This is a genomic window from Hymenobacter sp. BT730, assembly GCF_030542105.1.
Classification (GTDB): domain Bacteria; phylum Bacteroidota; class Bacteroidia; order Cytophagales; family Hymenobacteraceae; genus Hymenobacter.
Genome location: NZ_JAUOFB010000002.1, coordinates 409943 through 434341 on the forward strand (window position 1 = coordinate 409943; position 24399 = coordinate 434341).

At 56.1% G+C, this 24399-nt stretch carries 22 protein-coding genes; 12 read left to right on the top strand and 10 right to left on the bottom strand.

The window, feature by feature from the left end; all coding sequences use genetic code 11:
* Positions 1-28: 28 nt before the first annotated feature.
* From Q4G72_RS08635 to Q4G72_RS08645, 3 genes are read right to left on the bottom strand one after another with little or no spacing between them, the layout of a single operon-like run.
* Entirely contained in the window at positions 29-1600 is a 1572-nt protein-coding gene (locus Q4G72_RS08635) for a lipopolysaccharide biosynthesis protein (protein ID WP_303311018.1), read from the bottom strand.
* Positions 1601-1645: 45 nt separating this feature from the next.
* Positions 1646-4033 carry a polysaccharide biosynthesis tyrosine autokinase gene (locus tag Q4G72_RS08640; protein ID WP_303311019.1) on the bottom strand — a complete coding sequence of 796 codons (2388 nt, stop codon included), beginning with the start codon at positions 4031-4033 and terminating at the stop codon, positions 1646-1648.
* A 47-nt stretch (positions 4034-4080) separates the two neighbouring features.
* Complete coding sequence (locus tag Q4G72_RS08645; RefSeq protein ID WP_303311020.1) at positions 4081-4866, bottom strand: polysaccharide biosynthesis/export family protein; 786 nt, start codon at positions 4864-4866, stop codon at positions 4081-4083.
* A gap of 282 nt (positions 4867-5148) precedes the next feature.
* Here Q4G72_RS08645 and Q4G72_RS08650 point away from each other — a divergent pair, with 282 nt between their 5' ends.
* The 4 genes from Q4G72_RS08650 to Q4G72_RS08665 all read left to right on the top strand — a co-directional run bounded on the left by Q4G72_RS08650 (position 5149) and on the right by Q4G72_RS08665 (position 9897).
* Positions 5149-5826, top strand: a complete 678-nt coding sequence (locus Q4G72_RS08650; protein WP_303311021.1) for a response regulator — start codon at positions 5149-5151, stop codon at positions 5824-5826.
* A gap of 111 nt (positions 5827-5937) precedes the next feature.
* Complete coding sequence (locus Q4G72_RS08655) at positions 5938-7338, top strand: HAMP domain-containing sensor histidine kinase (RefSeq protein ID WP_303311022.1); 1401 nt, start codon at positions 5938-5940, stop codon at positions 7336-7338.
* 121 nt (positions 7339-7459) lie between these two features.
* Positions 7460-9064: a SulP family inorganic anion transporter gene (locus tag Q4G72_RS08660; protein ID WP_303311023.1), complete on the top strand. Its 1605-nt coding sequence runs from the start codon at positions 7460-7462 to the stop codon at positions 9062-9064.
* Between the two features lie 50 nt (positions 9065-9114).
* Positions 9115-9897, top strand: coding sequence for a carbonic anhydrase (locus Q4G72_RS08665; protein ID WP_303311024.1), 783 nt, complete (start codon positions 9115-9117; stop codon positions 9895-9897).
* A gap of 70 nt (positions 9898-9967) precedes the next feature.
* Here the strand turns inward: Q4G72_RS08665 and Q4G72_RS08670 are convergent, their stop codons facing one another.
* The 3 genes from Q4G72_RS08670 to Q4G72_RS08680 all read right to left on the bottom strand — a co-directional run bounded on the left by Q4G72_RS08670 (position 9968) and on the right by Q4G72_RS08680 (position 13088).
* On the bottom strand, positions 9968-10930 hold the full coding sequence (locus Q4G72_RS08670) for a hypothetical protein (protein WP_303311025.1): 963 nt from the start codon (positions 10928-10930) through the stop codon (positions 9968-9970).
* Between the two features lie 33 nt (positions 10931-10963).
* Entirely contained in the window at positions 10964-12325 is a 1362-nt protein-coding gene (locus Q4G72_RS08675; RefSeq protein WP_303311026.1) for a hypothetical protein, read from the bottom strand.
* Positions 12326-12545: 220 nt separating this feature from the next.
* Entirely contained in the window at positions 12546-13088 is a 543-nt protein-coding gene (locus Q4G72_RS08680) for an RNA polymerase sigma factor (protein ID WP_303311027.1), read from the bottom strand.
* 192 nt (positions 13089-13280) lie between these two features.
* On the opposite strand from Q4G72_RS08680, the gene Q4G72_RS08685 reads away from it, so the two are divergent.
* Positions 13281-14087 (top strand): PhzF family phenazine biosynthesis protein, encoded by an 807-nt coding sequence (locus tag Q4G72_RS08685; RefSeq protein WP_303311028.1) that lies wholly within the window; start codon positions 13281-13283, stop codon positions 14085-14087.
* A 171-nt stretch (positions 14088-14258) separates the two neighbouring features.
* Positions 14259-14654, top strand: coding sequence for a hypothetical protein (locus Q4G72_RS08690; protein ID WP_303311029.1), 396 nt, complete (start codon positions 14259-14261; stop codon positions 14652-14654).
* Between the two features lie 18 nt (positions 14655-14672).
* Here the strand turns inward: Q4G72_RS08690 and ruvC are convergent, their stop codons facing one another.
* Positions 14673-15308 (bottom strand): crossover junction endodeoxyribonuclease RuvC, encoded by a 636-nt coding sequence (ruvC, locus tag Q4G72_RS08695; RefSeq protein ID WP_303311030.1) that lies wholly within the window; start codon positions 15306-15308, stop codon positions 14673-14675.
* A 90-nt stretch (positions 15309-15398) separates the two neighbouring features.
* Between ruvC and Q4G72_RS08700 the strand changes: the two genes are divergently transcribed.
* The 5 genes from Q4G72_RS08700 (at position 15399) to Q4G72_RS08720 (ending at position 20369) form a co-directional block, all read left to right on the top strand.
* Positions 15399-16421, top strand: a complete 1023-nt coding sequence (locus Q4G72_RS08700; RefSeq protein WP_303311031.1) for a lysylphosphatidylglycerol synthase transmembrane domain-containing protein — start codon at positions 15399-15401, stop codon at positions 16419-16421.
* A 42-nt stretch (positions 16422-16463) separates the two neighbouring features.
* Positions 16464-17618 (top strand): glycosyltransferase, encoded by a 1155-nt coding sequence (locus tag Q4G72_RS08705; protein WP_303311242.1) that lies wholly within the window; start codon positions 16464-16466, stop codon positions 17616-17618.
* 81 nt (positions 17619-17699) lie between these two features.
* Positions 17700-17957 carry a helix-turn-helix domain-containing protein gene (locus tag Q4G72_RS08710; RefSeq protein WP_303311032.1) on the top strand — a complete coding sequence of 86 codons (258 nt, stop codon included), beginning with the start codon at positions 17700-17702 and terminating at the stop codon, positions 17955-17957.
* A 2-nt stretch (positions 17958-17959) separates the two neighbouring features.
* A complete protein-coding gene (locus Q4G72_RS08715) occupies positions 17960-19135 on the top strand; it encodes an ABC transporter permease (protein ID WP_303311033.1) in 1176 nt (391 codons plus the stop codon).
* On the top strand, positions 19128-20369 hold the full coding sequence (locus tag Q4G72_RS08720) for a PP2C family protein-serine/threonine phosphatase (protein ID WP_303311034.1): 1242 nt from the start codon (positions 19128-19130) through the stop codon (positions 20367-20369). The genes Q4G72_RS08715 and Q4G72_RS08720 overlap by 8 nt, the downstream gene beginning before the upstream one ends.
* Before the next feature lie 118 nt (positions 20370-20487).
* On the opposite strand, the gene Q4G72_RS08725 is transcribed toward Q4G72_RS08720, so the two are convergent.
* Positions 20488-21333 (bottom strand): universal stress protein, encoded by an 846-nt coding sequence (locus tag Q4G72_RS08725; RefSeq protein ID WP_303311035.1) that lies wholly within the window; start codon positions 21331-21333, stop codon positions 20488-20490.
* 236 nt (positions 21334-21569) lie between these two features.
* Here Q4G72_RS08725 and Q4G72_RS08730 point away from each other — a divergent pair, with 236 nt between their 5' ends.
* Complete coding sequence (locus Q4G72_RS08730; RefSeq protein WP_303311036.1) at positions 21570-21695, top strand: hypothetical protein; 126 nt, start codon at positions 21570-21572, stop codon at positions 21693-21695.
* Positions 21696-21745: 50 nt separating this feature from the next.
* On the opposite strand, the gene Q4G72_RS08735 is transcribed toward Q4G72_RS08730, so the two are convergent.
* Both Q4G72_RS08735 and Q4G72_RS08740 read right to left on the bottom strand, forming a co-directional pair.
* A complete protein-coding gene (locus Q4G72_RS08735) occupies positions 21746-23242 on the bottom strand; it encodes an O-antigen ligase family protein (protein ID WP_303311037.1) in 1497 nt (498 codons plus the stop codon).
* The gene (locus Q4G72_RS08740) at positions 23239-24348 is read right to left on the bottom strand and encodes a GumC domain-containing protein (protein WP_303311038.1); all 1110 of its coding nucleotides are present in this window, start codon (positions 24346-24348) and stop codon (positions 23239-23241) included. Before Q4G72_RS08740 ends, Q4G72_RS08735 begins: the two co-directional genes overlap by 4 nt.
* Positions 24349-24399: the final 51 nt, after the last annotated feature.

Sequence of the window (24399 nt, forward strand, 5' to 3'; positions counted from 1 at the left end):
CGACAAGCTATAGCAGAAGCCAGCAGGTTTATGCGGATAAAGTAGAAGGTTGCAGCTGCCTTTGCAGCCACAGCAAGGCCGGGCCCACCACCGGCAGCGCCCGGGTATTCAGGTGGCTAAGCAGATGAACCACCTCGGCCTGCAAAGCCGGCAGCGGCAATAGCAGAATGAGGCAGGGGAGACTGATGATGCCGGTCAGCATTTCTGCTACAAATACCAGCGGGAGTGGCACGAAGGCAGCCCGCAGTGTGGTGGCTACCAGGGCAATAGTGGCGGCTACGCCGCCACTGAGTATTAGGGCTGGTACATAGCACCGGGCTAATGCGCTAAGCTCCACCTGCAGTATCCGCCGCATCAGAACCAAATAAAAGGCCGTGCGCAGCACCTCGCCTAGCAGCACCGCCAGGGCTATGCCCACCAGCCCAAACCCACGCAGCAGCACAAACAGCGCCAGCATGGCCGCCGCATGCGTAAGCGTAAGAACCAGCTTGCGAGGCAGGTTGGCGGTAGCATCGCACACGGTTACAGCAAACATGTTCATGGTACTCAGGCTGTAAAGCAGGCATATGACGCGGAAAATAGGCACGGCATCCATCCATTGCGGGCCCAGCATGACGCGCACCAACTCGGGGGCGGCCACGGCGGCTCCCAGGCAGATGGGCATAATGAGTACCCCCGTCAGAACCAGGCTGCGCAAGTAGGCCCCGCGCAGGCGGGGCCGGTCGTGCTGCACCTGGCTGAAGGAGGGAAGCGCTACCCGGGTCACGCTGGCCGTGAGCGTATAGGCCGGCAGGGCAATGAGCATAGCGGCGCGGCTGTAGAGGCCCAGCGCCGCGCCGCCCCACAGGCGGCTGATGGCCATTTTATCCAGCTCGCCGGTCATGTACTCGCAGAAGCTGGCTACCGAAGACCAGCCCCCATACTGCACCAGCGGTCGGTACACCTGCCAGCTAAACAAAGGCTTAATAGGATGACGCGTTACGGCATAGCCCAGCAGCAGCAGTAGCATACTCTGGCTTAGCTGTGTGCCTACCAGGCTCCACGCGCCGTAGCCCCGCCAGGCCATGGTAATACCCACCCCGCCATAACAGATCAGAAAAGTGCTGACCTCCATAAGGGCCAGCGTCCGGAAGCGCATCTGGCGGCGCAGCAGGCTCACTGAGGTAGCATAAATGCCCATCAGGACCAGTCCCACAGCCATAGCATGAATAATAGGAACCACAGCCGGCTGCGAGAAGGCCCGAGCACCCAACGGGGCCAGAAGCCAGAGCAAACCAGCAAAGAACAAGCCCAGCCCCACGGCCGATGTAAAGGCCGCCCGTATATCGGCAGGGGTCAGGGTTGCTTTCTGAATAAGGGCCTGCTCCATCCCCATTTGGGCAAAGTAGCCGCCAAACCGCATAAAAATAGCTGCCAGAGCCACCAGCCCGAAATCAGCCGGAGTAAGCAGGCGGGCCATAATGGCCGTGTAGCCCACCTGCAGAACCGAGGTAGCCAGCGTAGCCATAGTAGTCCACTTCATACCCTGAATAGCTGCTCCCGTAAGGCTGCCGGGGGCTGCCGTGGCCGTTGGTGGCGTGGTAGTGAGCGGGGCTGGCATGGGAAAGAGGATAGACGCGTAAGGATGCCCGAGACCCGGGTTTAATTAGTGAGAATACCCGTAGCTATAGGATTTGGTGCGGTGCCGGTACTCGTAGGTTTTGGCAAAGTGCACGTCGTTGATAACCAGGAACACGTTTTTAATTTTCTTCTCCAGGTGCAGATCATTAATCTGGCTGAGCAGTGCGAGGTCGGTGTAGTTCTGGCGCACCACGTAAATGTTGGCGTCCAGGAAGCGCATCAGCACAAAGTATTCCGCCACGTAGCCCACCGGCGGGGTATCCAGCACAATGTAGTCGTACTCGGCGCGCAGGCGTTCCAGCAGCTCGGCCATGCGTGGGGTTTCCAGTAGCTCGGTGGCATTGGGTGGTACCAGACCGCAAGTCATGACGTCCAGCCGCTCTACGCCGGAAGGCCGTACGCTGTCTTCGAAGGTGGTCAGGCCGCCGAGGTAAGTGGCCAGGCCCTTGTCGGAGGCGGGCAACTTAAAGTAGGAGGCCATAGTCGGCTGGCGCAGGTCAGTTTCCACCAGAATCACGCGCCGCCCGGAATGGGCCAGTTCGGCCGCCAGGTTCACGGCGCAGAAGCTCTTGCCCTCACCGGGTACGGAGGAAGTTACCCCAATCACCTTTTTCTCAAGCCCACCCGACAGGTACTGCAGGTTCACGCGGATTGAGCGGAACGACTCAGCCACCAGTCCTTTCGGCTCGTGCACCATCTGATGCTTTTCGGCATTGGTGGCGTGCGCCACCACGCCCAGCAGGGGAATATCCGTTACGCGGGCCAGGTCTTCCTTGCCCTGAATGCGCCGGTTCACCTTCTGGGTTACCAGCAGCAGGCCAATGGGAATAATCAGGCCGGAAAGCAGCGCAATCAGCCCTACAAACAGGGGCTTGGGAGACGAAGGTCCGGAACCCTGCATGACGGCATGGTCCACAATTTTCTTGTCCGTAGAGTTGGTCGCCAGGGCAATGGCAGCTTCCGTGCGCTTCTCCAGCAGGAAGTTGTAGTTCTTGTCGTTGAAGTCAGACTTGCTTTGCAGTATGGCCAGGCGCCGCTCATCCTCAGGCAGGCGGTTCAGGTCGCCGCGCACCTGGTTTACCTGTGTATCCAGATCTTTCAGGCCAATGTCGCTGGTATGAAGCAGGTTAGTCAGGATCTGGTTCAGTGCTTCGCGGGTAGTTTTCATCCGCTCATCCAGCACCGTTACCATCGGGTTGTCGTTGCTGGCATTCACGCCCAGGGCCGCTTTCTGAGAGCTGAGGTCCGCCAACTGCAGCACCATGTTATTGAGCACCGGATCAGAAATACCCATGCTGGCCGGCGACACTACCTGCGTGAGGCTTCGGTTGTTGCGCAGATAACTAAGCATGTTCTGGTAGTACTTGCGCTGCGTGGCCACGCGGGCGCGCTCCAACTGCAGGTTAGTCAACTGCGAGACGCGGTTAGACGATTGCGCATCCACGTTCACCACGCCGCGGTTGGTGCGGAAGGTGCTAAGGTCCTGCGCCGACTGCTGCCGGGAGGCGGCCATTTTGGCAATTTCCCCGTCCAGGAAATCAAGGGTACGCTGGCCTACCCGGTTTTTGTCCTGCACCTCGTTGGCCAGCATCACGCTCATCAGGGTATCCAGAAACTGCTCCTGCTGCTTCGGGACGGGGCCACTAGCCATCAATTCAATAATGTGCGACTCCTGATCAGTGGCGCGTACTTTCAGCCGCCCCAGATGCTGTCCTACCAGGGTCATTTTATCTACTAGCTTCACAAAGTACTGCGCATTGCCTTCGGTGGCAATGCCCTCATTCCGGTCAATGCGCAGCGTGAGCAGTGGATGTTTCAGCTCCGTGCCCGGGTGTATGGTTTCATTAATATGAACATTCGTGACGGGGCGGATAAGCGCGCCGGTCTGCAGATTCTTCAACTCGCCCTTGTCGGCATCTGCCTGCACATGGTAGCGTCCATCGGGGAGGATGTCGATACGAATGGGAACCCCCGTTAGCTGGGGAACATTGGGGGTAGGAGTTACCCGAAAGGGCGACATCTCCATGGCCTGTTCGCGCTTCTTGAGGGGGAAGGCGGCATTCACCCACGTGTCCGGCACCACGTAATAGGCGGTGGTGAAATGGGGCAAGCGCTCCATGGCCTGCTTCACCATGGTTACCGAAGTAACCATGCCTATTTCATCCTCCATCTTCACGCTTTTGTCCTTGATTTCCAGAAGCTTCAAGAGCTCCTGGGCCTGCTTGGAGCCGCTGGACTGCGAGCCGAGCATCATGGTGGCCTTAAAATCATATACTGGTGCCTTCACCTGTAGATAGAGAAAGGCACATGCAAAAGCCACGAGTAGGCACCCCACTACCAGAGGCCACCGGGTGCGTATCCGAAATAATAGCTGATGGAGGTCAATTCCGTCGGAAGCTGCTTGTGGGTCCATGGGCAATAAAAAATAAAGAAGTGGGGAGGTAGAGAGCTTGCCTTTTATTAAAGGTTTACATTCAGATAGTTAAGTAATAGGGCTAAGGTGGTAATGCCGGAGAACACCAAACCCAGATTGGCCAGGTTGGCGCGCTCATTCTGCACCTTCAGCGGCTCCACGTAAAGCGCATCGTTCGGGAGCATGTAGTAGTACCGCGACTTAAGCAGGTTGGGGTCCGTGAGATTCAGCAGTACCACTTCCGAGCCCGCAGGCGTCTGCCGGATCAGCTTCACGTTCTTGCGGTTTGCCAGGCGGTTCAGGTCGCCGGCCAGACCCAGGGCTTCCAGCACTGTGGCCTGCCCATTATAAATGTAGTATCGCCCGGGGTTGCGCACATCTCCCAGAATAGTCACCTTGAAGCTGGATATTTTCACCAGCACGTTGGCATCCTTCACGTAGCGGCTTACTTCCTTCTGCACCAGGCTTTGTACTTCCAGCACAGTGAGTCCCTCCACCTTTAGGGGCCCAATGGTGGGCAGGTTGATGAAGCCCTGCTCACTCACGGAATAACCCGTCAGGTACATATTACCAGGGTCAGCACTCAGAAAGGCGTTGACGTTGGTAGGGTTGAAAATGGAGCTAAGTACAGACTGCGTGCTCTGCACTTGAATAGACATGATATCATTGGGCTGCACCCGATAGGTAGGCCTGGTATTTTCCGCCGATACCGGCGTGGAGGTGGAGTACTGAGTATCCTGTAGGTAAGGAAGCTCTTTCTGACTCACACAACTCGAGAAAACCACACTCATCAACAACACAAAATACCGGATAGAAGGTGAAAAAAAGCGCATGACGACGGTGGCGGACAAGTGAAAAATCAGGACAGGTACTCAGAGGAAAAGAAGAATAGAAGACTAATTTTTTAGAAGTTGATCAAAAATCGAACGATTGAATAATTCTTTAAACCTATAGGATTGCATTCATAAAGTCAAGAATTATTTAAATTATTCTTACAATAATTTGTATTGAATAATGACAATATAGTTCGGCTATTTCCTGGCCTGCTTCCCGGGCGTGGGCCTGGTGGAAGTGCTGCGCCCAAACCGCGTATTTTGGCCCCCTAACATTGAAGTATGAAGATCCTGCTGGTAGAAGATGAGCCCAAAGTGGCGGCCTTTCTTTATAAAGGCCTCAGTGAGCAAACCCATACCGTAGAGGTAGCTATGGACGGGCTGCAGGGCCTGCACCAGGCCTTTGATGGGCAATACGACCTGATTATTCTGGATCAGATGCTGCCCGGCCTGAACGGGCTGGACGTGTGCCGGCGCATTCGGGCCGAGAATACCCGCGTGCCCATTCTAATGCTCACGGCCTTAGGCGAAACCGATGATAAAATCCGCGGCCTGGATGCCGGAGCCGATGATTATCTGGTGAAGCCCTTTGCTTTTCAGGAGCTGCTGGCGCGCATCCGGGCACTCACGCGCCGGGGGCACGAAGGCCCCGCCTCAGAGGCCGTGCTGCGGCTGGCCGACTTAACCCTGGACCCCACCCGCAAAATGGTAACCCGTGCGGGCCAGCTTATTCAGCTAACGGCCCGCGAATTTGCCCTGCTGCATTTTCTGCTGCGCAACCAGGGCCGCGTGGTTTCCCGCGTCGATATTCTGGAGCAGGTCTGGGAAACCTCCTTCGATACTGGCTCCAACGTCATTGATGTGTATATCAACTTCCTGCGCAAGAAACTTGATAAGGACTTCTCACCCAAACTCATACATACCCTGGTAGGCATGGGCTACGTCATGAAGGAAGAATAAGTGCTACTAGCGGGCATGAGAATTCCCTGTAATTAGATCAGGCATAGCGCTACGACCTGGAAAATAAACCAGTAAAGCTGACAACCCCTAACTGGCGCCGGCAACTCCCATATGACCATTCGCACTCGGCTGGCGCTGCAGTTTGGCGCTATTCTGGCCATTACGCTGCTGCTGTTTTCAGTGGTAATATACTTTTTCACGTTTCGGGCGAGGCGCGAGGCTTTTACTGATAACCTCTTTGACCGGGCCCTGGTAGTAGGCCACGTGTATGCCGATGGCGCCAACCGGGCCGATGAAGCCAGCCGGGCCTCTTACCGGCGCTACCTGCGGCAGTTTTACCGCACCCTGCCCGAAGAGCAGGTGCGCGTTTATGATGGCCCGCGCGTGGTGTTCCGGGAAGGTGCCGGAGTATATCAGCCAGTATCGGCAGCGTTGCTGCAGCAGGTACTGGCGCAGGGCAGAGTGGTGCGCCGCGAGAAGGCATACCGCCAAACCGTAGGGCTGCGCTACCACGATGCGCGCCAGCAGCGCACGTTTGTGGTAGTGGCCTCCTCCGTGGATGCCGATAGCCGCCAGGAGCTGGAAACCCTGCGGGTTATTCTGCTCAGCGGGCTGCTGGTATCGTTGGTAGTGGTGGGGATTGGGGGGTTGTTTTTTGCCGGACAGGCTCTGCGCCCTATGCAGCGTATTGTGCGGGAGGTGGATAGTATTACGGCCTCCGACCTGCACCAGCGCCTTTCGATGTCCGATGGGCAGGATGAAGTATCTCACTTGGCGCAACGCTTCAACCGTTTGCTCGACCGGCTGGAAACGGCCTTCGCCGGCCAGCGCACTTTCGTGCGCGATGCTTCCCATGAGCTGCGCACTCCGCTTACGGCCATCATTGGCGAACTGGAAGTGGCGCTGCTGCAGCAGGAGCGTACACCCGATGAGTACCGCCGGGTATTGCGCAGCACGCTGGATGCGGCCCGTTTGCTGAAAGACCTCACCAATGGGCTGCTGCAGATAGCCCGCGCCTCCGACGACCCCTCCCAGATTTCCCGTACCCACGTGCGCTTCGACGAGTTGTTACTCCTGGCGCACGAGGAAATGCAGCGCCGCCACCCCACCTGCCGCATCGATCTGGAATTTGGGGAATCCCTGCCCGATGGCCGTACCGGGCCATTTTCCGTGCATGGCAATGAGGCACTACTGCTGGTAGCGGTACTAAATGTGCTGGAAAATGCCTGCAAATTCTCGGCGGGCCAGAATCAGCCTATTGTGGCCTCGTTGACAGCACCGCCCGGCCACGTAAGTCTGGAAGTGCGCGACCAGGGAATGGGCATGAGCGAAACTGACCGGCAGCAGGTATTTGTGCCTTTCTTCCGGGCCGAGGCTGTGCGCAATGTGCCGGGCCATGGTATTGGCCTGCCGCTCACTTCCAAAATTATGGAGCTGCATGGTGGGCGGGTTCAGGTAGAAAGCCAGCTGGGCCACGGCACCCAGGTATGGCTAATATTGCCTTTTGCTTAAGCCAGGGGTATTTTAATCACAATTTAATTCCCTTTTAACGCTCCCTTAACTGCGCTGCTCTACTCTTGCATTGTATTTGGGCCACCCGTTCCGGTTCCTTTGTTATCAAGCGTAGAAAGCCATGAGTAAGACAGCAGAAAGAGTGAAGTTAGACCCAACTCCGGTTAGTACCGAGCCCGGGAGTTACCTAAGCACCCTGGGCAACGATGCCCCCGCCGGCCTGGTGGTATTTCTGGTAGCGCTGCCCCTGTGCCTGGGTATTTCCCTGGCCTCTGGCGCGCCCCTTCTGGCGGGCATAATTACCGGCGTAGTAGGGGGGATGTTAGTATCCTGGCTCAGCGGCTCCCACCTGAGCGTGAGTGGCCCGGCAGCCGGCCTCACGGTTATTGTGCTCACGGCTATTCAGACCCTGGGCACTTTCGAAGCGTTTCTGGCAGCTGTCGTCGTAGCCGGGGTTCTGCAGTTAATTATGGGCTATGTTAAAGCCGGCATAATTGGCATGTACTTCCCCTCGTCCGTCATCCGGGGTATGCTGGCGGCTATTGGTCTTATTCTGATTCTGAAGCAGATACCGCACTTCTTAGGCGCCGACACCGATTACTTCGAAGACACCAACTTCTTTCAGCTAAACGGCCAGAACACGTTTTCCTCGATTAGAGCCGCTATGGGTGCGCTGAGCCCTGGTGCCATTCTAATAGGCAGCATTTCGATGCTGGTGCTGCTGTTATGGGAAAGCAAGCCCATGCAGCGCATCAAGGCAGTAAAAATGGTGCCGGCTGCGCTGCTGGTAGTAGCGGGTTCTATTGGCCTGAATCTGTTGCTGGGCAGCATTGCCCCCACCTTGCAGGTACAGCCCGAGCATATGGTGAAACTGCCCGTGGTATCGTCGATAAGCGACCTGGGCGGCTTGCTTACCTTTCCCGATTGGAGCGCCCTGATGCGGCCTGCTACTTATGGCGTAGCCTTCACCATTGCCATAGTGGCCTCGTTGGAAACCCTGCTGAGTGTAGAAGCCGTTGATAAGCTGGACCCACATAAGCGTCATACTCCCCAGAACCGGGAGCTCAAGGCCCAGGGCGTAGGTAATATAGTAGCTGCTCTGCTGGGTGGCCTGCCCATGACGGCCGTTATCGTGCGTAGCTCGGCTAACATTAATGCCGGCGGTCAAAGCAAAATGTCGGCCTTCATCCACGGCACCCTACTGCTCCTGAGCGTGCTGTTTCTGGCCCCCGTGCTGAACCTGATTCCCTTGTCGGCGCTGGCGGCTGTGCTGCTGCTGGTGGGTTTTAAGCTCACCAAGCCTGCCCTGTACCGCATGCAGTACAAACTGGGCTGGGAACAGTTCCTCCCCTTCATTATTACCGTAATAGCCATTATGTTCAGTGATTTGCTGAAAGGCGTGAGCATTGGTTTGGTGGTAGCCGTATTCTTCATTCTGAAGGCCAACTACCAGTCGGCGTACTTTTTCCACCACGAGCCTTCCCGCGAGCCAGGTACGTTCCATCTAAAACTGAGTGAGCACGTATCCTTTTTAAATAAAGCCAGCATCGTGCAGCTGCTGGACCGCTTCAAGCCCGGGGCCCGCGTCATTATTGATGGCTCTGACTCTGAGGTAATTGACTACGATGTGCTGGAAGCTATTGAGAACTTCCGCGTAAATGCTCTGGAACGACACATTGACCTGGAGCTGCGGGATATTCCGCAGGTAAGCCCAGTAGGCCACTAAAACAGCCCTTTGTCTGGTATTTCATCAACCCTTTTCGAGTACTATTGCATATGAAAGGTATCGAGCCAATTCTGGAAAATAACCGCAAGTGGGTGGAGCAGAAGCGCACCTCCGACCCCCAATACTTTGAAAAGCTAGCCCTCGGCCAGCAGCCCCGCTATCTGTTCATCGGCTGCTCCGACTCGCGGGTGCCAGCCTCGGCCATCACCGGCACTGGCCCCGGCGAAATGTTTGTGCACCGCAACATTGCCAACATGGTAGTGCACACCGATTTCAACCTGCTATCCGTGCTGCAGTACGCCGTGGAAGTGTTGGGCGTGCAGGATATTATGGTAGTGGGCCACTACGGTTGCGGCGGTGTAGCCGCAGCTGCTTCCGACAAGCAGTACGGCCTGATTGACAACTGGCTCACCAACATCCGCGACGTAATCCGGGTACACGAAACCGAGTTCCTGCGCATTAAAGACGATGAGGAGCGTCTACGCCGCCTGGTAGAGCTCAACGTTATTGAGCAGGTGCGTAACCTGGCCAAAACCAACATCATCCAGAACGCCCTGAAAAGCGGCAACGCCCTCCGTCTGCACGGCTTGGTATATGACATCCGCGAAGGCCTGCTGAAAGACCTGCAAGTGGATGAGGACATGATCAAGGACCTGGACCATATCTACGGGACCAAAGCTGCAAAATACGCGGAAGAGGTACCGGAAGAGCATATTAGCAAAGAGCTGCCGGAGCAAACCCCACAAACGCAAGGAGCCGGAAAAGGCACGGAGCAGAGCAAAAACGGCAAGGCCAAAGCTGATAATGAAGCCACCCTGCCCAAATCAGTTTAATCCCTGAGTTTATTACAAGAAAAAGCCCGCTTCCGGATTCTGGAAGCGGGCTTTTTTATACGCGCTGTACTTACTTCAACAGCTTAAGTGAGTCTATCAAAGCCTCTGGGGTTATTTCCAGAATGTTAGGGGTTAGGTACTTTTTGCCATCCACAATCGTATTGGTCCGTCCAAAGTACATCTTGCTGTTCAGCGTACGGATTACTACCACACTAACCGCGGTGCCTAGGGGAATGCCCGGCGTTTGCAAAGTCCCTGGCTCCGAGGAGTCGCATAAACGAATTACGCTGTTCATGTCCCGGATCAGGGCAAAGGCCATGGTGTTTTTAACTACGTCCACAGTGTCGCCGGGAATGTTGGCTACAATCGTATCCTTGGGGGCGTCGGGCAGAAACCGGTCCAGGTTGATCCAGCTAGCACCCGTGTTGAGCAGGGTACTGCTGATGGTTACTTTTGCTTTTTGCCCCGTAACGGTCAGGGCTGAACCCGGATCCAGCACCACATCCCAGTTAAAACATCCTACTCCGGGGTTAGATGCGCCCGAAAACAGCTGCATACCGGCCATACTGGCAATTGACGGTGGAACGGTAGTCGTCATTTCAATGGTCTTGCCCTCCGCCCATTTTACTTTTTCCTGGGGAGATAAGTACAGTTCTCCCGCCGACTCCAGAATGCGCCCGTTGCTGATGGTAGGCATTGCAGCCAGCACCATATCGGCCTTGTTAAACACCTCCCGCATTTCCAGATGCACCGGGGTGGTAACGGGTTGGCCATTTTCCTGCACGAAAGCATTAGCCGGAATGAGAATTGCTGTGCCCTGGGTACTGGTGAAGGTGTTTTCCCGGGTAGGATCATAAGTAAACAGCTGCATGGGCGGACCCAGCTTCGCCGGTATTTCCTGAATGGTAGCCGGCGTGCCTACCACAGGAGGGGTACCATCCTTGCAGATAACCACATCAGGGCTAAGCTCACAGCCCGTAAGGGAGAAAACGAGTATATGGAGGGCAGAAAGCCACTTAAGGGTGCGCTGCATGGGAAAGGATAATAAGGAGGAGATGAACATCAATTATTTCTTGCGGGGAGCCAGGTCCCACATCACGCCTACTTCTACCCCCAGATTCCAGGGGTGGCGGGCAGCCTGATTTTGAGCTGGGTCAGTAATAGAGTTCAGGAAATACTGCGCCTGCGGCCGAAGGGTGAACCATTGGCCTACGGCCATCTGGTAATTGGCGAAGGCCCCTGCCGTTAGCAGGAGGTTGGTGGCGCGGTAAGGGGAGGCTACCCCCGGTTCCCAGTCGCGCTGGGTGCAGGCGCAGGCGTTGCCTTCCGTAGTGCGGGAACTGCTCCGCAGGCTTACTGTAGCGCCACCCATGGTGCCAATGTTCCAGCGGTGGTTACCCAAAATCTGATATTGCATCTGCACGGGCACCGAGAAATACCGGTGCACATCACGGAAGGAGACTTTCGTAGCTGCATCCTGAGCAGTTTTCTTTAGCTGATAATTCAGGGAGGTAGCAAATTCCGCATACCCGGCCCCGGCCATCACCGACAGGCGCTTGTTGAGTGCGTAGGTCACTCCTAAATGGCCAGAATAGCTCACTCCGGGCTTTTCCAGACTCTGCAGCTGCGTGGTGATGCCGCCCATCTTACGGTATGAAACTCCCGTGCCAGCTACCAATTCTACGCCCATTTTTTGAAGCGTGCGGTTGATGCGGGTACGCTTAGTGCGCGGACGACGCTTTTTATTCACTTCCGGCTCTTCAACCTCCAACTCGGATACAATAACCGGGCGGAGCGCAAGGGGCTCATAAGTTAACTTGGCTTGCTTGGCCGCCCGACCCCGGCGTTTCTCTGTCGAAGTAGTAGAGGAGTTTGAGGAAGACGCATAATCCCGCGCGGTTTCATTGCCAGTACGTGTCGTGGAAGTAGCGCCAACACGCTCAGAGCCAGCTGGGCCGCGCCGCCGGAAAGCTTTTGATCCGGAGCGGGACGAAATCCTGGTTTGACTTCCCTCAGCCAGTTGGCCGCTTTGGACCTTTTTATTACGCTTGCCAGCTCCGGCTGCCAGGGAACCGAATAAAACCTTGGCGCGGCGGGTTTCAACTTCCCTTTGCTTAGCTGCTTCTGCTTCAGCCGGGTTTTCAGGAGTATCCTTGCTGCGCGGATTTACCAGCGGCAAAATCGAGGTCCGCGAAGCTTCCGTCCCAACAGTAGGAACGTTGCCCGAACCTGTTACCATAGTGCCCGAAGAGGAAGCATCCGGTCCCCCCGTGCCAGAGTTTGAAGTAAGAGCATCTTGCTCCGTGGCTTTCAGGTTACCACTGTTACCACCACCTGCTACAGTAGCTAGGGGCTGATTACCAGCCGTGGCGTTGCGCGCGGTGGAGGAACCAGCAACCTCTGACTGCTGCGTCTTCTGACCAAGCAATTTCTGGCGCAGAGGGGAAGAGGGGCCTAAGCCTAAATAAATGAAGTAATTACTACAGAGCAGCAACAGCAGTAACAAAGGCCAAATCCGCCGTTTGCGATTCGCAACAGGCATTTTTTCCTGAATCCCGGACCATACGGACTCAGGAACGGGGCCGCCAAAATTTTCCAATTTTTGGCGTAGGTCGTTGTAGAATTGTTCCGATTCGTGGTCAGTCATGTTAGTGAGAAGAGTTGGTTGGAACAAGCATCCGTTCTTCAAGCAAGCGGCGGGCTCGTGACAATTGCGACTTGCTGGTTCCTTCCGAGATACCTAGCAGGTCGCTGATTTCGGCGTGGCTATAGCCTTCAATAGCGTATAGATTCAGCACCGTGCGGTAACCCAGCGGCAACTGATGCATTAGTCGGATGATATCTTCAGCCGAGAGCTGGTCGAAGGGGGTGCCATCCGGATGAGCCAGTATGGTCACTTCTTCCGCTTCCAGCGCTACATGCTGCCGCTGTTGCTGATAAGCATTTAGGGAGGTGGTAACGGCAATGCGCCGCGCCCAAGCCTCAAAAGGCCCCTGGCCCCGGAATTGCTCCAGCCGAGTAAATATTTTTACAAACGTTACCTGCAGGGCATCCTCGGCCTCAGCCCTAGAAGAGCAGTAGCGCATGCAAACACCCATTAACTGATAGCCCAGACGCTCATAAAGCGCCCGTTGCGCAGCTGGTTGATTTCGTCGACAACCTTCAACCAGTGCATTTATTGATTCAGCCATAGGCAGGTAAAATAGAATCTATAGAAATGTCGTACGCTAGCGTTCTACACCCATGACCGGCAGGTGCCAGCCCCGGTTGCGTGAGCTGAAAATATATTTTTAGGCTGCCGCTCCTTCAACCCAATTGGCTAAATACAATTTGTTTTCTGCCGAACTATCGGCTACTTCGCCAGCACATTCATCCCGCAAGCTATGCTTCTCCCGCTGTATCAAATCGACGCTTTTGCTGATAAAATTTTCACGGGCAATCCAGCCGGTGTTTGCCCACTCACCGAGTGGCTGCCCGATGCGCTGATGCAGGCCATTGCCGCCGAGAATAACGTAGCCGAAACCGCCTTTTTCGTGCCCCGGGCAGGAGAGGAGAATGAGTTTGATATTCGCTGGTTTACGCCCGCCGTGGAGGTAGCGCTTTGTGGTCACGCTACCCTGGCCTCCGCCCACGTGCTGCTACACCACCTCAATTTTAAGGGCGAGGAAATCATCTTCCACAGTAAAAGCGGCGCCCTGCACGTGACACGCGGCGAGCATAATCGCCTCACGCTGAATTTCCCCAGCAACCCACCACATCCGCTGCCCGTGCACCCTGATGGTCTGATTGACGGCCTGCGTGCCACGCCGCTCAACATATTAGCCAGCCCTAACGCCGACCTGATTGCTGTTTTCTCTACCGAAGCCGAAGTGCGTGCCCTCAAGCCTCATTTTCAGCATTTGGCTAAAGTGGAATACCGTGGTGTGGTGGCTACCGCGCCCGGCACCGGCAGCGTCGATTTTGTATCCCGCTTTTTCGGGCCGCGCGTGGGCATTGATGAAGACCCAGTTACCGGCTCAGCCCACACCCAACTCATTCCCTACTGGGCCGAAAAGCTCGGTAAAACCACCCTGCACGCCCGCCAGGTGTCCGCCCGCGGTGGCGACCTGTGGTGCGAATTGCACGGCGACCGGGTGCGGATTAGTGGCCAGGCCCTGACGTATCTGAAGGGGGAGATTGAGGTAGGGTAGTAGCGATTAGACTTTACTTCAAATGCATGAATAGCATTTTTAAATTGTAGAGACTAAAGTATTCGTCTCACCCTTCTAATTACATGAATACTTCAAAAGAGACGCATACTTGCGTCTCCACACACCCGATACATATAGTTGCCGCTAATCGACTTTACTTATCTGATTTTAATGTCAAGGAAAACAATAATAGATGCCGCTTTTGGAGAGGTAAGAATTAGTCAGTCAGAGGTCGGTTTTTACCTTGAAAAGGATATATCAATTGGGGATGATAGGTCAATATTATTGACACTGATAGCTAAAAATGAACATTCAGATCCTAAGCATAAAAAAGTATTTAGACTGATTACCGCGAATTTTGATACCCTAAAGAAAAGGGCAAGTGAGCTTTATGAGTGTGAGTATGCTAGTGGCTTGCTTTTAGACTATAAAGTCGAATCGATTGTGATAAATTCTATGGTAGAGGATGAGATATGGGAACTGTGGCTTGTAAGAAAAAATGGATTCGAGAATTGTGTGGTAGAGTTTGTTGAACTACAGCCTGTTCATATATCCTTCACTGCCTAGTCTTTTAAATTTAGGTAATTACGCCGCCGGCTTTTTCCTGCTAGCCACTGCCTTCTTCCCTGCCACCGGCGCGGCCAGCTTACCGGGGTTATCCGCCAGAAACTTGCCCCAGCTTTTACCACCGGCTTTCACGTTGTTGCCTTTCTGATAGTGGTGGCAAAGCGCCACGGCCAGGGCATCGGTAGCATCCAGAAACTTGGGAGCTTCTTCGATAGGCGGCAGCTTCAGCGTTTGGCGGAGCATATGGGCTACCTGTTCCTTGGTAGCGTTGCCGGAGCCGGTTACGGACTGCTTTACCTTGGTGGGGGCGTACTCCACATAGGGAATCTGGCGGGAGAGGCAGGCGGCAATGGCTACGCCTTGCGCCCGGCCCAGCTTGAGCATACTCTGCACGTTTACGCCAAAAAACGGGGCTTCAATGGCCAGCTCATCGGGCAAAAACTCCTCAATCAGCTCTGTCATCCGCTCATAAATGCGCTTGAGCTTGAGGGCGTGGTTGGTGCCCAGCTTCTTCATATCGATGACATCGTAGCGCAGCACCGTCACGTGCTGGCCGCGCACCTCAATCACGGCGTAGCCCATAATCTGGGTGCCGGGGTCGACGCCCATGATAATTTTAGGCAGTAATTCAGTTGAGGAGAGAGGCAAAATCATAGCGGACCGGGGAAGAAGCACGACGGACGGGCGCTTTATTGCGTAGGGCTGGATAACTTGCCAGCTGAGTACGCCAAATCCGCCACCATTTTGCCCCCCGAACCACTACAAAACTACGCACGAAAGCCCGAAGAATTGGTGCGTCGTCGGCGCATATGGGTGGTAGGTGGCAAATTGCTCGTCACGCTGCTCACGCTGGGGCTGCTGTACCACTCGGTGTTTGCCGATGAAGCCACGGCCGCGGCCTGGCGGCAACTGCTCAGTTCTACGCTAACCGGGGCAGGTCGCGGGCCGGTGCTGGCCGCGCTGGCGCTGGTACCCGTCAACTGGGGGCTGGAAGCCTGGAAATGGTGGCGGCTGGCCCGGCATCTGGAGCCGGTTTCTTTCCGGCGCAGCTTCCGGGCTGTGTTAGTGGGCCTCACCCTAGGCTTTGTCACCCCCAACCGCGTGGGCGACTATGCCGGCAGAATCATCGAGCTAAAAAGCCGCCGGCTGGATGCCCTAGGCGCGGTTTTTCTAGGCCGCTACTGCCAGATGGTGGCTACTATGCTGGCGGGCACGGCCGGGTTGCTCTACTTTTTGCTTACGTTCTATTTAACCGGCTATCCTGCTTCCAAGTTGGGGGTGATAGGCGCGGCTGTAGCTATTAATATAGCCTTACTAGTGCCGTTGTACCGCAGCCGGTTGCTGCTGGCGGCCCTTACGCTGGTGCGGCCCCTGCGGCGCTTCCGGCGGTATCTGGCGGTTATGCCTACCTATCCGGCTAGTTTGTTGCACTCGGTTTTGGCCGTATCGGGGTTGCGGTATCTGGTGTTTTGCGGACAGTTTATGCTGCTGCTGTGGGCATATGGCGCCCGGCCGGAAGTAGGGCCGGGGCTGTCAGCCATTGCCGGTACTTTGCTGCTGAAATCCTTGGTGCCTTCGCTCAATGCCTTAGCGGATGTAGGCGTGCGGGAACTGTCGGCTACCCACTTGTTTGGTTTGCTGGGACAGCCGGTGTTGCCGGTGCTGAGTGCCAGCCTTAGTCTATGGGTTATCAATATTGCCTTGCCTAGTGCGGCCGGGCTGCTGTTTGTGTTGCGGGTGAAAGTGTTTCGGAAAAAGAGGAATTAAAGACACTGCCTCGTGAGCGGACTAACAGTTATTTGGGGCTTGATGCTACTCTTACCACCATTGCTGTATGCGGTGGCCATGCTACGCTTCCGGCAGGCCTGGCAACAGCTTCCGATGTTGCCTGCATTACCTCACTTGACCAATCCCAACCCTTCCGCCTTTTCTGTTTTAGATATTGACCTGCCCAAGCTTTCTGTGCTAATTGCTGCCCGCAACGAAGCGGAAAACCTGCCGGGTTTACTGCAGGACCTAGAAGCGCAAACCCTACCGGCAGCACAGTTCGAAGTAATTGTGGTTGATGATCATTCCTCCGATGCCACCGCCTCCTTGGTGCGGCAGTCCGCAGAGCAGGTGCCCTTTAAACTGCGCCTTCTTCCTTTGGCTGATGATCCGAAGCAAGGCACCGGAAAAAAGGCTGCGCTGGAAGCCGCCCTGACCGTGGCTCAGGCCCCGTGGATAGTCTGCACCGATGCCGACTGCCGCGTGCCTGCCGACTGGCTGTGGTTGCACGCTCTGGCGGCTGCCGACCCCGCCACTCAATTTGTAAGCGGCCCGGTGCGACTGATGGGCTCCGGCTGGCTAGCGCAATTGCAGGCGCTGGAAATGGCCGGGCTGGTAGGGGTGGGGGCCGCCTGCATCGGACAAAAAGCTCCTACCATGTGCAACGGCGCTAATCTGGGGTACCGGCGCAGCACCTTCGCGGCCGTGGGAGGTTTCACCGGCAACACCCACCTGGCTAGCGGCGACGATGAGTTTCTGCTGCATAAAATGCAACAGCGCTACCCCAGCGGCATTCAGTTTTTAAAAGAAGCAAAAGCCACGGTCAGTACTGCCGCGCAGGGCACCATTAGCAGTTTGCTGCGGCAGCGGGTGCGCTGGGCCAGCAAGTGGCCGCATTACCAGACGGCCGCACCTAAACGTCTGGCTGTATTGGTGTTGCTGGCCAATATGGCTCTTTTTCTGGGTCTATTTTCGCTGCTACTATGGTCCGCAATATGGCCTTGGGTAGCAGGCGGGTGGCTCTTGAAACTGGGGGCTGATATATTATTCCTGCGGCCCGTATTGCAGCTACTTGGCCGTGGGGAGTTATTGTGGTGGCTGCTGCCTTTGCAGCTGCTTTATGCGCCGTATGCGCTGGCCGTAGCCCTGGCCGCCCGGCGCGGGCAATACCAGTGGAAAGGCCGGCAGGTGCAGTAGCGCGGCAAATACTCAGGTCCGGCCGCGCACTTCTTCCCCGGCTGCGTTACATTTGCTTACTTCACTTCAGCCCCTGCTGCCTTGACCGACGCCGAATTCGATATCCTCGACGAGCTGTACTTCGTCACTTCCTTCCGAGACCTGCTCCAGAAAACCGGCCTCTCTACCGCCGAGCTGGAGCAGCACCTGCGCAGCCTGCTGGAAAAAGGCCTGGTGCGCAGCTACTGGCCCGACCCAGATACCGAGCTGGCCTATGAGCCTACCTCATTCGGGGCCATTGGCCGGGATGCTTTCTTTCTGGCCTCCAAAGAAGGCCTGCTGCAGCACAATACCCGCTAACGGTGGCTGTCATTACCGCTCCTGCACCTACTACTGCGCGGCCGCCAAGCTACTATGTGCGCCAGCGCCTGCTCGGCAACAAGCCGGCCATGTTCGGGCTGGGCTTTATTGCGCTGTGCACACTCATTGCAGTGCTGGGTTACTGGGTGCTGCCTGATAATTCGCCTTCGGCCAACAACAGCATTGTGCAGCTGCAAAAAGAGCCGCCCGGCTTCCAAGCTACCATTCTGCGCTTGCCCGCCCCTAAGGATTCTGTCACTGCCGATAACGTATTTCTTACCTGGTGGCAGGGTCGGGCCCCGCGTTATGCTGAGCAGCCCATCGGCAGCTACCGTATTGTCGGTGATTCACTTATTACCGAACCCTACCGTAACCATTCCGCCCTGGCGGATAAATCACGCCGCTACTCGCTGGCCCAAATAACGGGGCATTCCGGCCCGGCTGCCGAGCTGCGCCGGGAGGTGGAGTCAACCCACATAGTACACCGCACCTATTGGCTGGGCACCGACAAAGCCGGCCGCGACGAGCTAAGCCGTCTGCTACTGGGCACGCGCATCTCCCTGGGTATCGGGCTGGTGGCGGTGCTTATCTCCCTGGCCCTGGGCATGCTCATTGGGGCTGTGGCCGGCTACGTGGGCGGCTGGGTAGATAGTTTGCTGCTGGGCTTGATGACGGTGGTATGGAGTATTCCGGGCATTATGCTGGTCATTGCCATTTCCCTGGCCCTGGATAGCAAAGGCGTCTGGACATCGTTTGTGGCCGTGGGACTTACCATGTGGGTGGATGTGGCCCGCGTAGTGCGGGGCCAGATGCTGAGCCTGCGCACCACAACCTTTGTAGAGGCGGGCCGCGTACTAGGCTTGCCGCAAAGCCGCCTGATTGCGCGCCACCTGCTCCCCAATATGACCGGCCCGCTGATTGTAATTGCAACAAGTAACTTTGCGGCAGCCATTCTGCTGGAAGCCGGCCTCAGCTTTCTGGGGCTGGGCGTGCAGCCACCGGCTCCTTCCTGGGGCCTGATGGTGAACGAAGGCTTTCAACTGCTGGGCACGCAGGCCGGCCTCTGGCTGACTTTGCTGCCCGGGCTGGCCATCAGCCTGCTGGTGCTTAGCTTTAACCTGCTCGGCAACGGCCTGCGCGACGCCTACGATCCGAAAACCCCGCTTTCTCATGCCTGAATCAGCCCGCCTTATTTCGCTCGAAAAACGCTTCTTTCTGAAGGAGCGGGAACTGAACGCCTTACTGGAAATCACGCAGTCCATCAACCAGGACTCGCCGGAGGGTGCGCTGTATAAAATCTTCCAGTTCACGCTGCTGGGTCAATTAAACGTGCGCCGTCTGGTGCTGTATGTGCAGGAGGAAGGGGAGTGGCAGTGCATGCTTTCCTTTGGCGCCGGCCTGCCCGATTTCAAAAAGCTGCCCGTGCCTGCCCTGGTGCAGGAGCAAACCCAGTTGCAGCCCTGTACTGTCGCCGCTGCCCAGCTTGGGCCGGAGTGGCAGCTGCTGGAAACCCTGATTCCGGTATTGCAGAATGGCGAGGTGCTGGCTTACATCCTCATCGGCAACGTGCACGAGGACTACGCCGATGGCGAAGCCACCAAGTTTCTGGAAACCCTGAGCAACATCCTGCTGGGAGCTATTGAGAACCGCCGCCTGGCCCGGCAGCGGGTAGCAGCTGCCGCCATGCGCAAGGAAATTGAAATTGCCCAGGAGGTGCAAACTATGCTCTTCCCGCGCAAGCTCCCCAACGATGCCCAAGTAGCTGTGCATGCCAGCTACGTGCCCCACACCGCCATTGGCGGCGACTATTACGATGTCGTCACCATTGACGAGGAGCGGTTTCTGTTTTGCGTGGCCGATGTATCCGGGAAAGGCGTGCCGGCTTCGTTGCTGATGTCGAACTTCCAGGCCGGGCTGCGCACGCTGCTGCGCCAGGGCGTGGAACTGGCCACGGTGGTAGCTGAGTTGAACAATCTGATTTACTGCAATGCCGTGTCAGAGAAGTTTATCACGGCGTTTTTCGGCATCTATAACCGCACCACGCGGGAGCTGCAGTACGTAAATGCCGGCCACAACTCGCCCATTCTGCTGCAGGACGACGACACGGTGGAGTACTTGGCCGATGGAGCCACGATGCTGGGCATTATGGATGAGCTGCCCTTCCTGAAAGTGTCGCGCATCACCATTCGCCCTAAAGCCCTGCTGCTTACCTACACCGATGGCCTGACGGAAGTATTCAACAAAGCCGGCGACGAATACGGCGAGGAAGGTGTGCTGGATTTCCTGCGCCGTTCCCGCTACCTGCCTCTGCGCACGCTGCACACCGAAGTGCTGGAAGAGATTCGCAATTTCAACGTGAAAGGAAACCAGTTTGCCGATGATATTACCATCCTCAGCTGCCGGTTTAAGTAAGCTTTTCCTGCCCTGCTAAAAGAGCGGCTTTAGATAAAATCCCCATTCAACAGAATATGCTTCTGGTGAATGGGGATTTTACAGTTTAAGCGAGTATAACTGTTGTATTATCAGAAACTTAAGTACGCAGGGTTAGCACGGGGGCGTTGGTGTGGGTGGCCACGTTTTCAGCGGTGTTGGCATGCCAAAGGTGGCTGAGGCCGGTGTGCCCGTGCGTGAGCATCACCACCAAATCGGCGTGGGCCTGCTCGGCAAAGCGGGGGATGCCTTCGCGCACGCGGGGCGCATCAATCACATCGGGCTCATAATTATCCAGCTCGTGGCGGCTGGCAAAGGAGTGGATGCGCTGCAGGGGCGCTTCGTGGCTGCGCCCGGGCGCCACCACATCCAGCAGGTGCAGCTTGGCTTCCGGGAATAGCTCCTGCAGCTCCCGCAGCTGGGGCACTATACGGTCTGCCTCGTCCGAGAAATCAGAGGCCACTACTAAGTGCTGCACGTCGAAGTTGGGCTGAGCGTGTTTTACAGTGAGCACCGGGCAGGGAGCCATTTGCACTACTTTTTCGGTATTAGAGCCTAACCACCAGGGACGGGACTGGCTGGCCGGTTGGGTACCCATGACTACCAGGTCGATGCTGTGGGAGCGGATGGTATCCAGAATGGCCGTTGTCAGGCTTTCGGTACTGATGACTTCATCCAGCTCAATATTATTGAAACGGCGCAGGGCTTCGCGCATCAGCTCATGCATCTTGTACTTTATATTCTGCAGCAGGCGGATGGCAAATACATCGTCCATGCCGTCGCCCTTGCTGCCACTGCCGCTGGATACAAACCCTGAGCCGCCGGGCAAGTCTGGCTTATGAAGCAGCACCACGCGGCCGCCTACCCGCTGAGCCAGTTGAAGAGCTACCTCAAAGGCATGGTGCGCTTCGGCGGTAAAGTTGGTGGGGACAAGAAAATTCTTCATGACTCTGATAGGAAGAGAAGAGCTGAGAATATGTTTCTAAACATGTTATTATATACATATAAAATTGCATTGTCAAGATATTATCTTGATTCATAGTTAATTTATTTTTGCCTAGCTCCTGTTTATTGGGGTGCTTGCTATTAGTGGCTGTAGGCGGGAGAGAACCAATCTTTTGCATGCCGCTTCCTATTCAGTACCTTTTCCCTTCTAGTTCAACCCGCCCGATATTTATAGATATGAAACTCCCTGGCCTCAATCGTCCGCCCCGCAAAACTCCCTCTGATAATTACGCTAAATGGGGGTGGTACGCCATGGCCGTAATTGCCGCGCTGTGGATTCTCTACAATATTTTTTACCGCTAACAAGCACCTTCAAGGAAGGCCCGCAGAAAGCCCAGAGAATTATAGCCGCGTCAGGCGCGTGGAGAAGGACTATCTATTGGGAGAGCTGCCTCAGGGTAAGAAACCCACTCCTGCACTCGAATCAGAATAACGAGGGCTATAAAGAAGAAAGAGCCGATTTTATCTACTTCCACCAGCTCATTCAGGAGTAGGTGAAACACAATGATATAAAACGACAACCCTGCGGCCAATACTACATAGCGCAAGCTGGGGAGGCGAGTCTGATGATATAGTCGCTCAATAAGCAGCAGCGCTGTGCTCAATAGCAGCACAAAAAGCAGTAGGCCAGGTAACCCCTGTTCTGCCAGCAGCAGCAGAAAATAATTGTGAGTGGTGGAGTGCTCCGGGTTGTCGCTCACGTACGTGCGGAAGCTCTTGACGGTGTAGTGCTTATACTCAGGGTAGAAAGTGCTGGGCCCGGTGCCCGTAATGGGTTTATCATGAAACATACGGGCTGCCGCTACCCATCGGTACAGTCGCTCCATGCCCGAGACGTCTTCCAGCTTGTAAGTAGCTTCCAGATGCTTTTCGAAGTTGTCGCCGTAGAAAACGGTTTTCTCATAATCCGGCGCATACAATAGGTACTTGTTCTGCTGCACAAAGTAGCCCACGGCAATAAGTGTGGCCATGGCCGAGCCGATAAGTACAAGGCGGGTGAGCCGCCAGCGGATAACGCAATAAAAGCCTCCGGAGAGTACCACGGCCAGAATAGAAGCCCGGGTAAAAGAGGTAAACACGCCAAAGAGAAACAGCCCGAATGCGGCCAGCCACAGGCGGCGGGCCCAGCGTGTTTCGGCTGCCCGGGCCGCATACCAGACGTAGGGAATCAGCAGGGCCAGGGTGGCCGCGTAAATCACGTGGTTGCGAAAAAACGGCTGAACAGCTTGATGAATGGTATCGAAGGAGAAGCCGTGGCTGGCGTGGCGTACCACGGTATACAGCGTGGAGATAAAAACCCCGAAGGCATAACAACCCGCTACGCGCCATACGTGGGCGGGGCGCCGCACAACCAGCCACGTGACTAGCCCAAACGGTAGAAGGTACCAGGTTTTGGCCAGCAGGTATTTCACTGACTTCAGTACATCTACCGAAACCAGGGTGCAGGCGGCTGCCCACAGCCAGGCCAGAAATACCAGCAGTACCAGGGGGTGGCGGAGCAGGCGTGCTGGCAGGCGGACGGAGCCGGTTATGAGGGCCGCCAGGCAACACCCCGTCACCACCAGCATCAGGGGCTCCGAGGGAATATCGGTGCTTAGCCCGCTGGGGAGGTTGATTTCATGCGAAAACGCTAGGGAAAACAGGAGCAGATAGTAAGCCCAGCGCCAGTCTTGCAGCAGCGCTACCACGGCCGGCACCGCCAGAGGCACCAGCCACCACCACAGCACATCGGCCAGCAGCGCTATGCTGCCGCATACCAGCAACAGTAGCACAAAAGCCGAGTAAAGCCACGTTAGGGCATCAGCCGGGAGGCGCCGCCGCCACGCCACAGGCAGCGTCAGGCGGTTCATTCAGCGTATTCCCGCTCACGGCGGGCGCTAAATACCGGCAGTTGCGTCCGGCTCAGTTCCAGCAGACTCACTACAATGACGGATAGCACAAACATAACCGTGACGGAGCCCACCACAATCAGCCACCGGATGGGCTGAGACTTGCGCAGTGCGGGGTAAGCCTTTTGCACGGTATAAATGGAGGAAATCTTATTCCGCAGGCTGACTTCGGTGTCTTCGTAGGCACCCCGGGCTTTCACCAGGCGCTCCTGCAGGTTCAGAAAACGCGCGTAAAGCGTGCTAACATCGTCGGCGGCTGTCAGGTAGTTTTCCAGGTTGATGCGGTTGCCGCCTTCAGCCGTGGTGAGGTTGCGCAGGGCGCGGCGCAGGCCGGCCACGCGGGCAGCAGAGCCGCCGCCAGCCGCTACTTCGCCTTCGGCCCGTTGCAGCTCCGTTTCGGTTTCCACCACTTCCTTAGCCAAATAGCGCGACTCCCGATCCATGCCAAATACCCCGTAGCGCTGGCGGGTGTTCACCAGACTGTCACGGGTGAGTTGGTATTGCGTTTTGAGAAAAGCGTACCGGGAATGGTAAAGTGCCAGCACTTTGCGGCGGTTCTCAGTGGTCAGCTGCTGGTTGATGCTGTCAATAATCTGCACCAGCGTGTTAGCCACGTTAGCGGCCAGAAATTTATCCTCATCAATAAAAGTCAGCTCAATGGCGTCGCGCTCCGACGGAATAATGCGCAGGTTGCTGCTGAACTCATCCAGTACGGCCTGGTGCACCTTGTCGGTGTTGGTATCGCCCAGATCATAATGATGCTGCAGATCAAACTTACGCACTACCTGCTCGGCCACAGGCAGGGAGGTGCCAATGGTGATGATGCGGTCCAGGTCGGCGGCCGTTCCCCCGGGTTCCAGCTTGGCGCCTTCAGCTACAATCTGGTCGGGGTCAGTGCTTTGTGGGGCAGTGGGGTAAAATACAGCCGTCGACTTATATTGATTGGGTAGTAGAAAAGCCACTATGGTGCTCACTATCAGCGTAAGGAGCAGAGCCCGCAAAACGGGCTTTTTCCAACGGCTGAGCAGCGGCCATAAATGCAGAAGCGAATAGGAAGAATCGGGCATAGAGACAAAAATACAATTATCGGGTAGCAAAGGCCGCATTTATCCGGCCAG

What these genes read in the sequence shown, in the direction of transcription:
- Q4G72_RS08635 (WP_303311018.1), bottom strand. Translation starts at nt 1,600, where the DNA reads ATGCCAGCCCCGCTCACTACCACGCCACCAACGGCCACGGCAGCCCCC.
- Q4G72_RS08640 (WP_303311019.1), bottom strand. Translation starts at nt 4,033, where the DNA reads ATGGACCCACAAGCAGCTTCCGACGGAATTGACCTCCATCAGCTATTA.
- Q4G72_RS08645 (WP_303311020.1), bottom strand. Translation starts at nt 4,866, where the DNA reads ATGCGCTTTTTTTCACCTTCTATCCGGTATTTTGTGTTGTTGATGAGT.
- Q4G72_RS08650 (WP_303311021.1), top strand. Translation starts at nt 5,149, where the DNA reads ATGAAGATCCTGCTGGTAGAAGATGAGCCCAAAGTGGCGGCCTTTCTT.
- Q4G72_RS08655 (WP_303311022.1), top strand. Translation starts at nt 5,938, where the DNA reads ATGACCATTCGCACTCGGCTGGCGCTGCAGTTTGGCGCTATTCTGGCC.
- Q4G72_RS08660 (WP_303311023.1), top strand. Translation starts at nt 7,460, where the DNA reads ATGAGTAAGACAGCAGAAAGAGTGAAGTTAGACCCAACTCCGGTTAGT.
- Q4G72_RS08665 (WP_303311024.1), top strand. Translation starts at nt 9,115, where the DNA reads ATGAAAGGTATCGAGCCAATTCTGGAAAATAACCGCAAGTGGGTGGAG.
- Q4G72_RS08670 (WP_303311025.1), bottom strand. Translation starts at nt 10,930, where the DNA reads ATGCAGCGCACCCTTAAGTGGCTTTCTGCCCTCCATATACTCGTTTTC.
- Q4G72_RS08680 (WP_303311027.1), bottom strand. Translation starts at nt 13,088, where the DNA reads ATGGCTGAATCAATAAATGCACTGGTTGAAGGTTGTCGACGAAATCAA.
- Q4G72_RS08685 (WP_303311028.1), top strand. Translation starts at nt 13,281, where the DNA reads ATGCTTCTCCCGCTGTATCAAATCGACGCTTTTGCTGATAAAATTTTC.
- Q4G72_RS08690 (WP_303311029.1), top strand. Translation starts at nt 14,259, where the DNA reads ATGTCAAGGAAAACAATAATAGATGCCGCTTTTGGAGAGGTAAGAATT.
- ruvC (WP_303311030.1), bottom strand. Translation starts at nt 15,308, where the DNA reads ATGATTTTGCCTCTCTCCTCAACTGAATTACTGCCTAAAATTATCATG.
- Q4G72_RS08705 (WP_303311242.1), top strand. Translation starts at nt 16,464, where the DNA reads ATGCTACTCTTACCACCATTGCTGTATGCGGTGGCCATGCTACGCTTC.
- Q4G72_RS08720 (WP_303311034.1), top strand. Translation starts at nt 19,128, where the DNA reads ATGCCTGAATCAGCCCGCCTTATTTCGCTCGAAAAACGCTTCTTTCTG.
- Q4G72_RS08725 (WP_303311035.1), bottom strand. Translation starts at nt 21,333, where the DNA reads ATGAAGAATTTTCTTGTCCCCACCAACTTTACCGCCGAAGCGCACCAT.
- Q4G72_RS08730 (WP_303311036.1), top strand. Translation starts at nt 21,570, where the DNA reads ATGAAACTCCCTGGCCTCAATCGTCCGCCCCGCAAAACTCCCTCTGAT.
- Q4G72_RS08735 (WP_303311037.1), bottom strand. Translation starts at nt 23,242, where the DNA reads ATGAACCGCCTGACGCTGCCTGTGGCGTGGCGGCGGCGCCTCCCGGCT.
- Q4G72_RS08740 (WP_303311038.1), bottom strand. Translation starts at nt 24,348, where the DNA reads ATGCCCGATTCTTCCTATTCGCTTCTGCATTTATGGCCGCTGCTCAGC.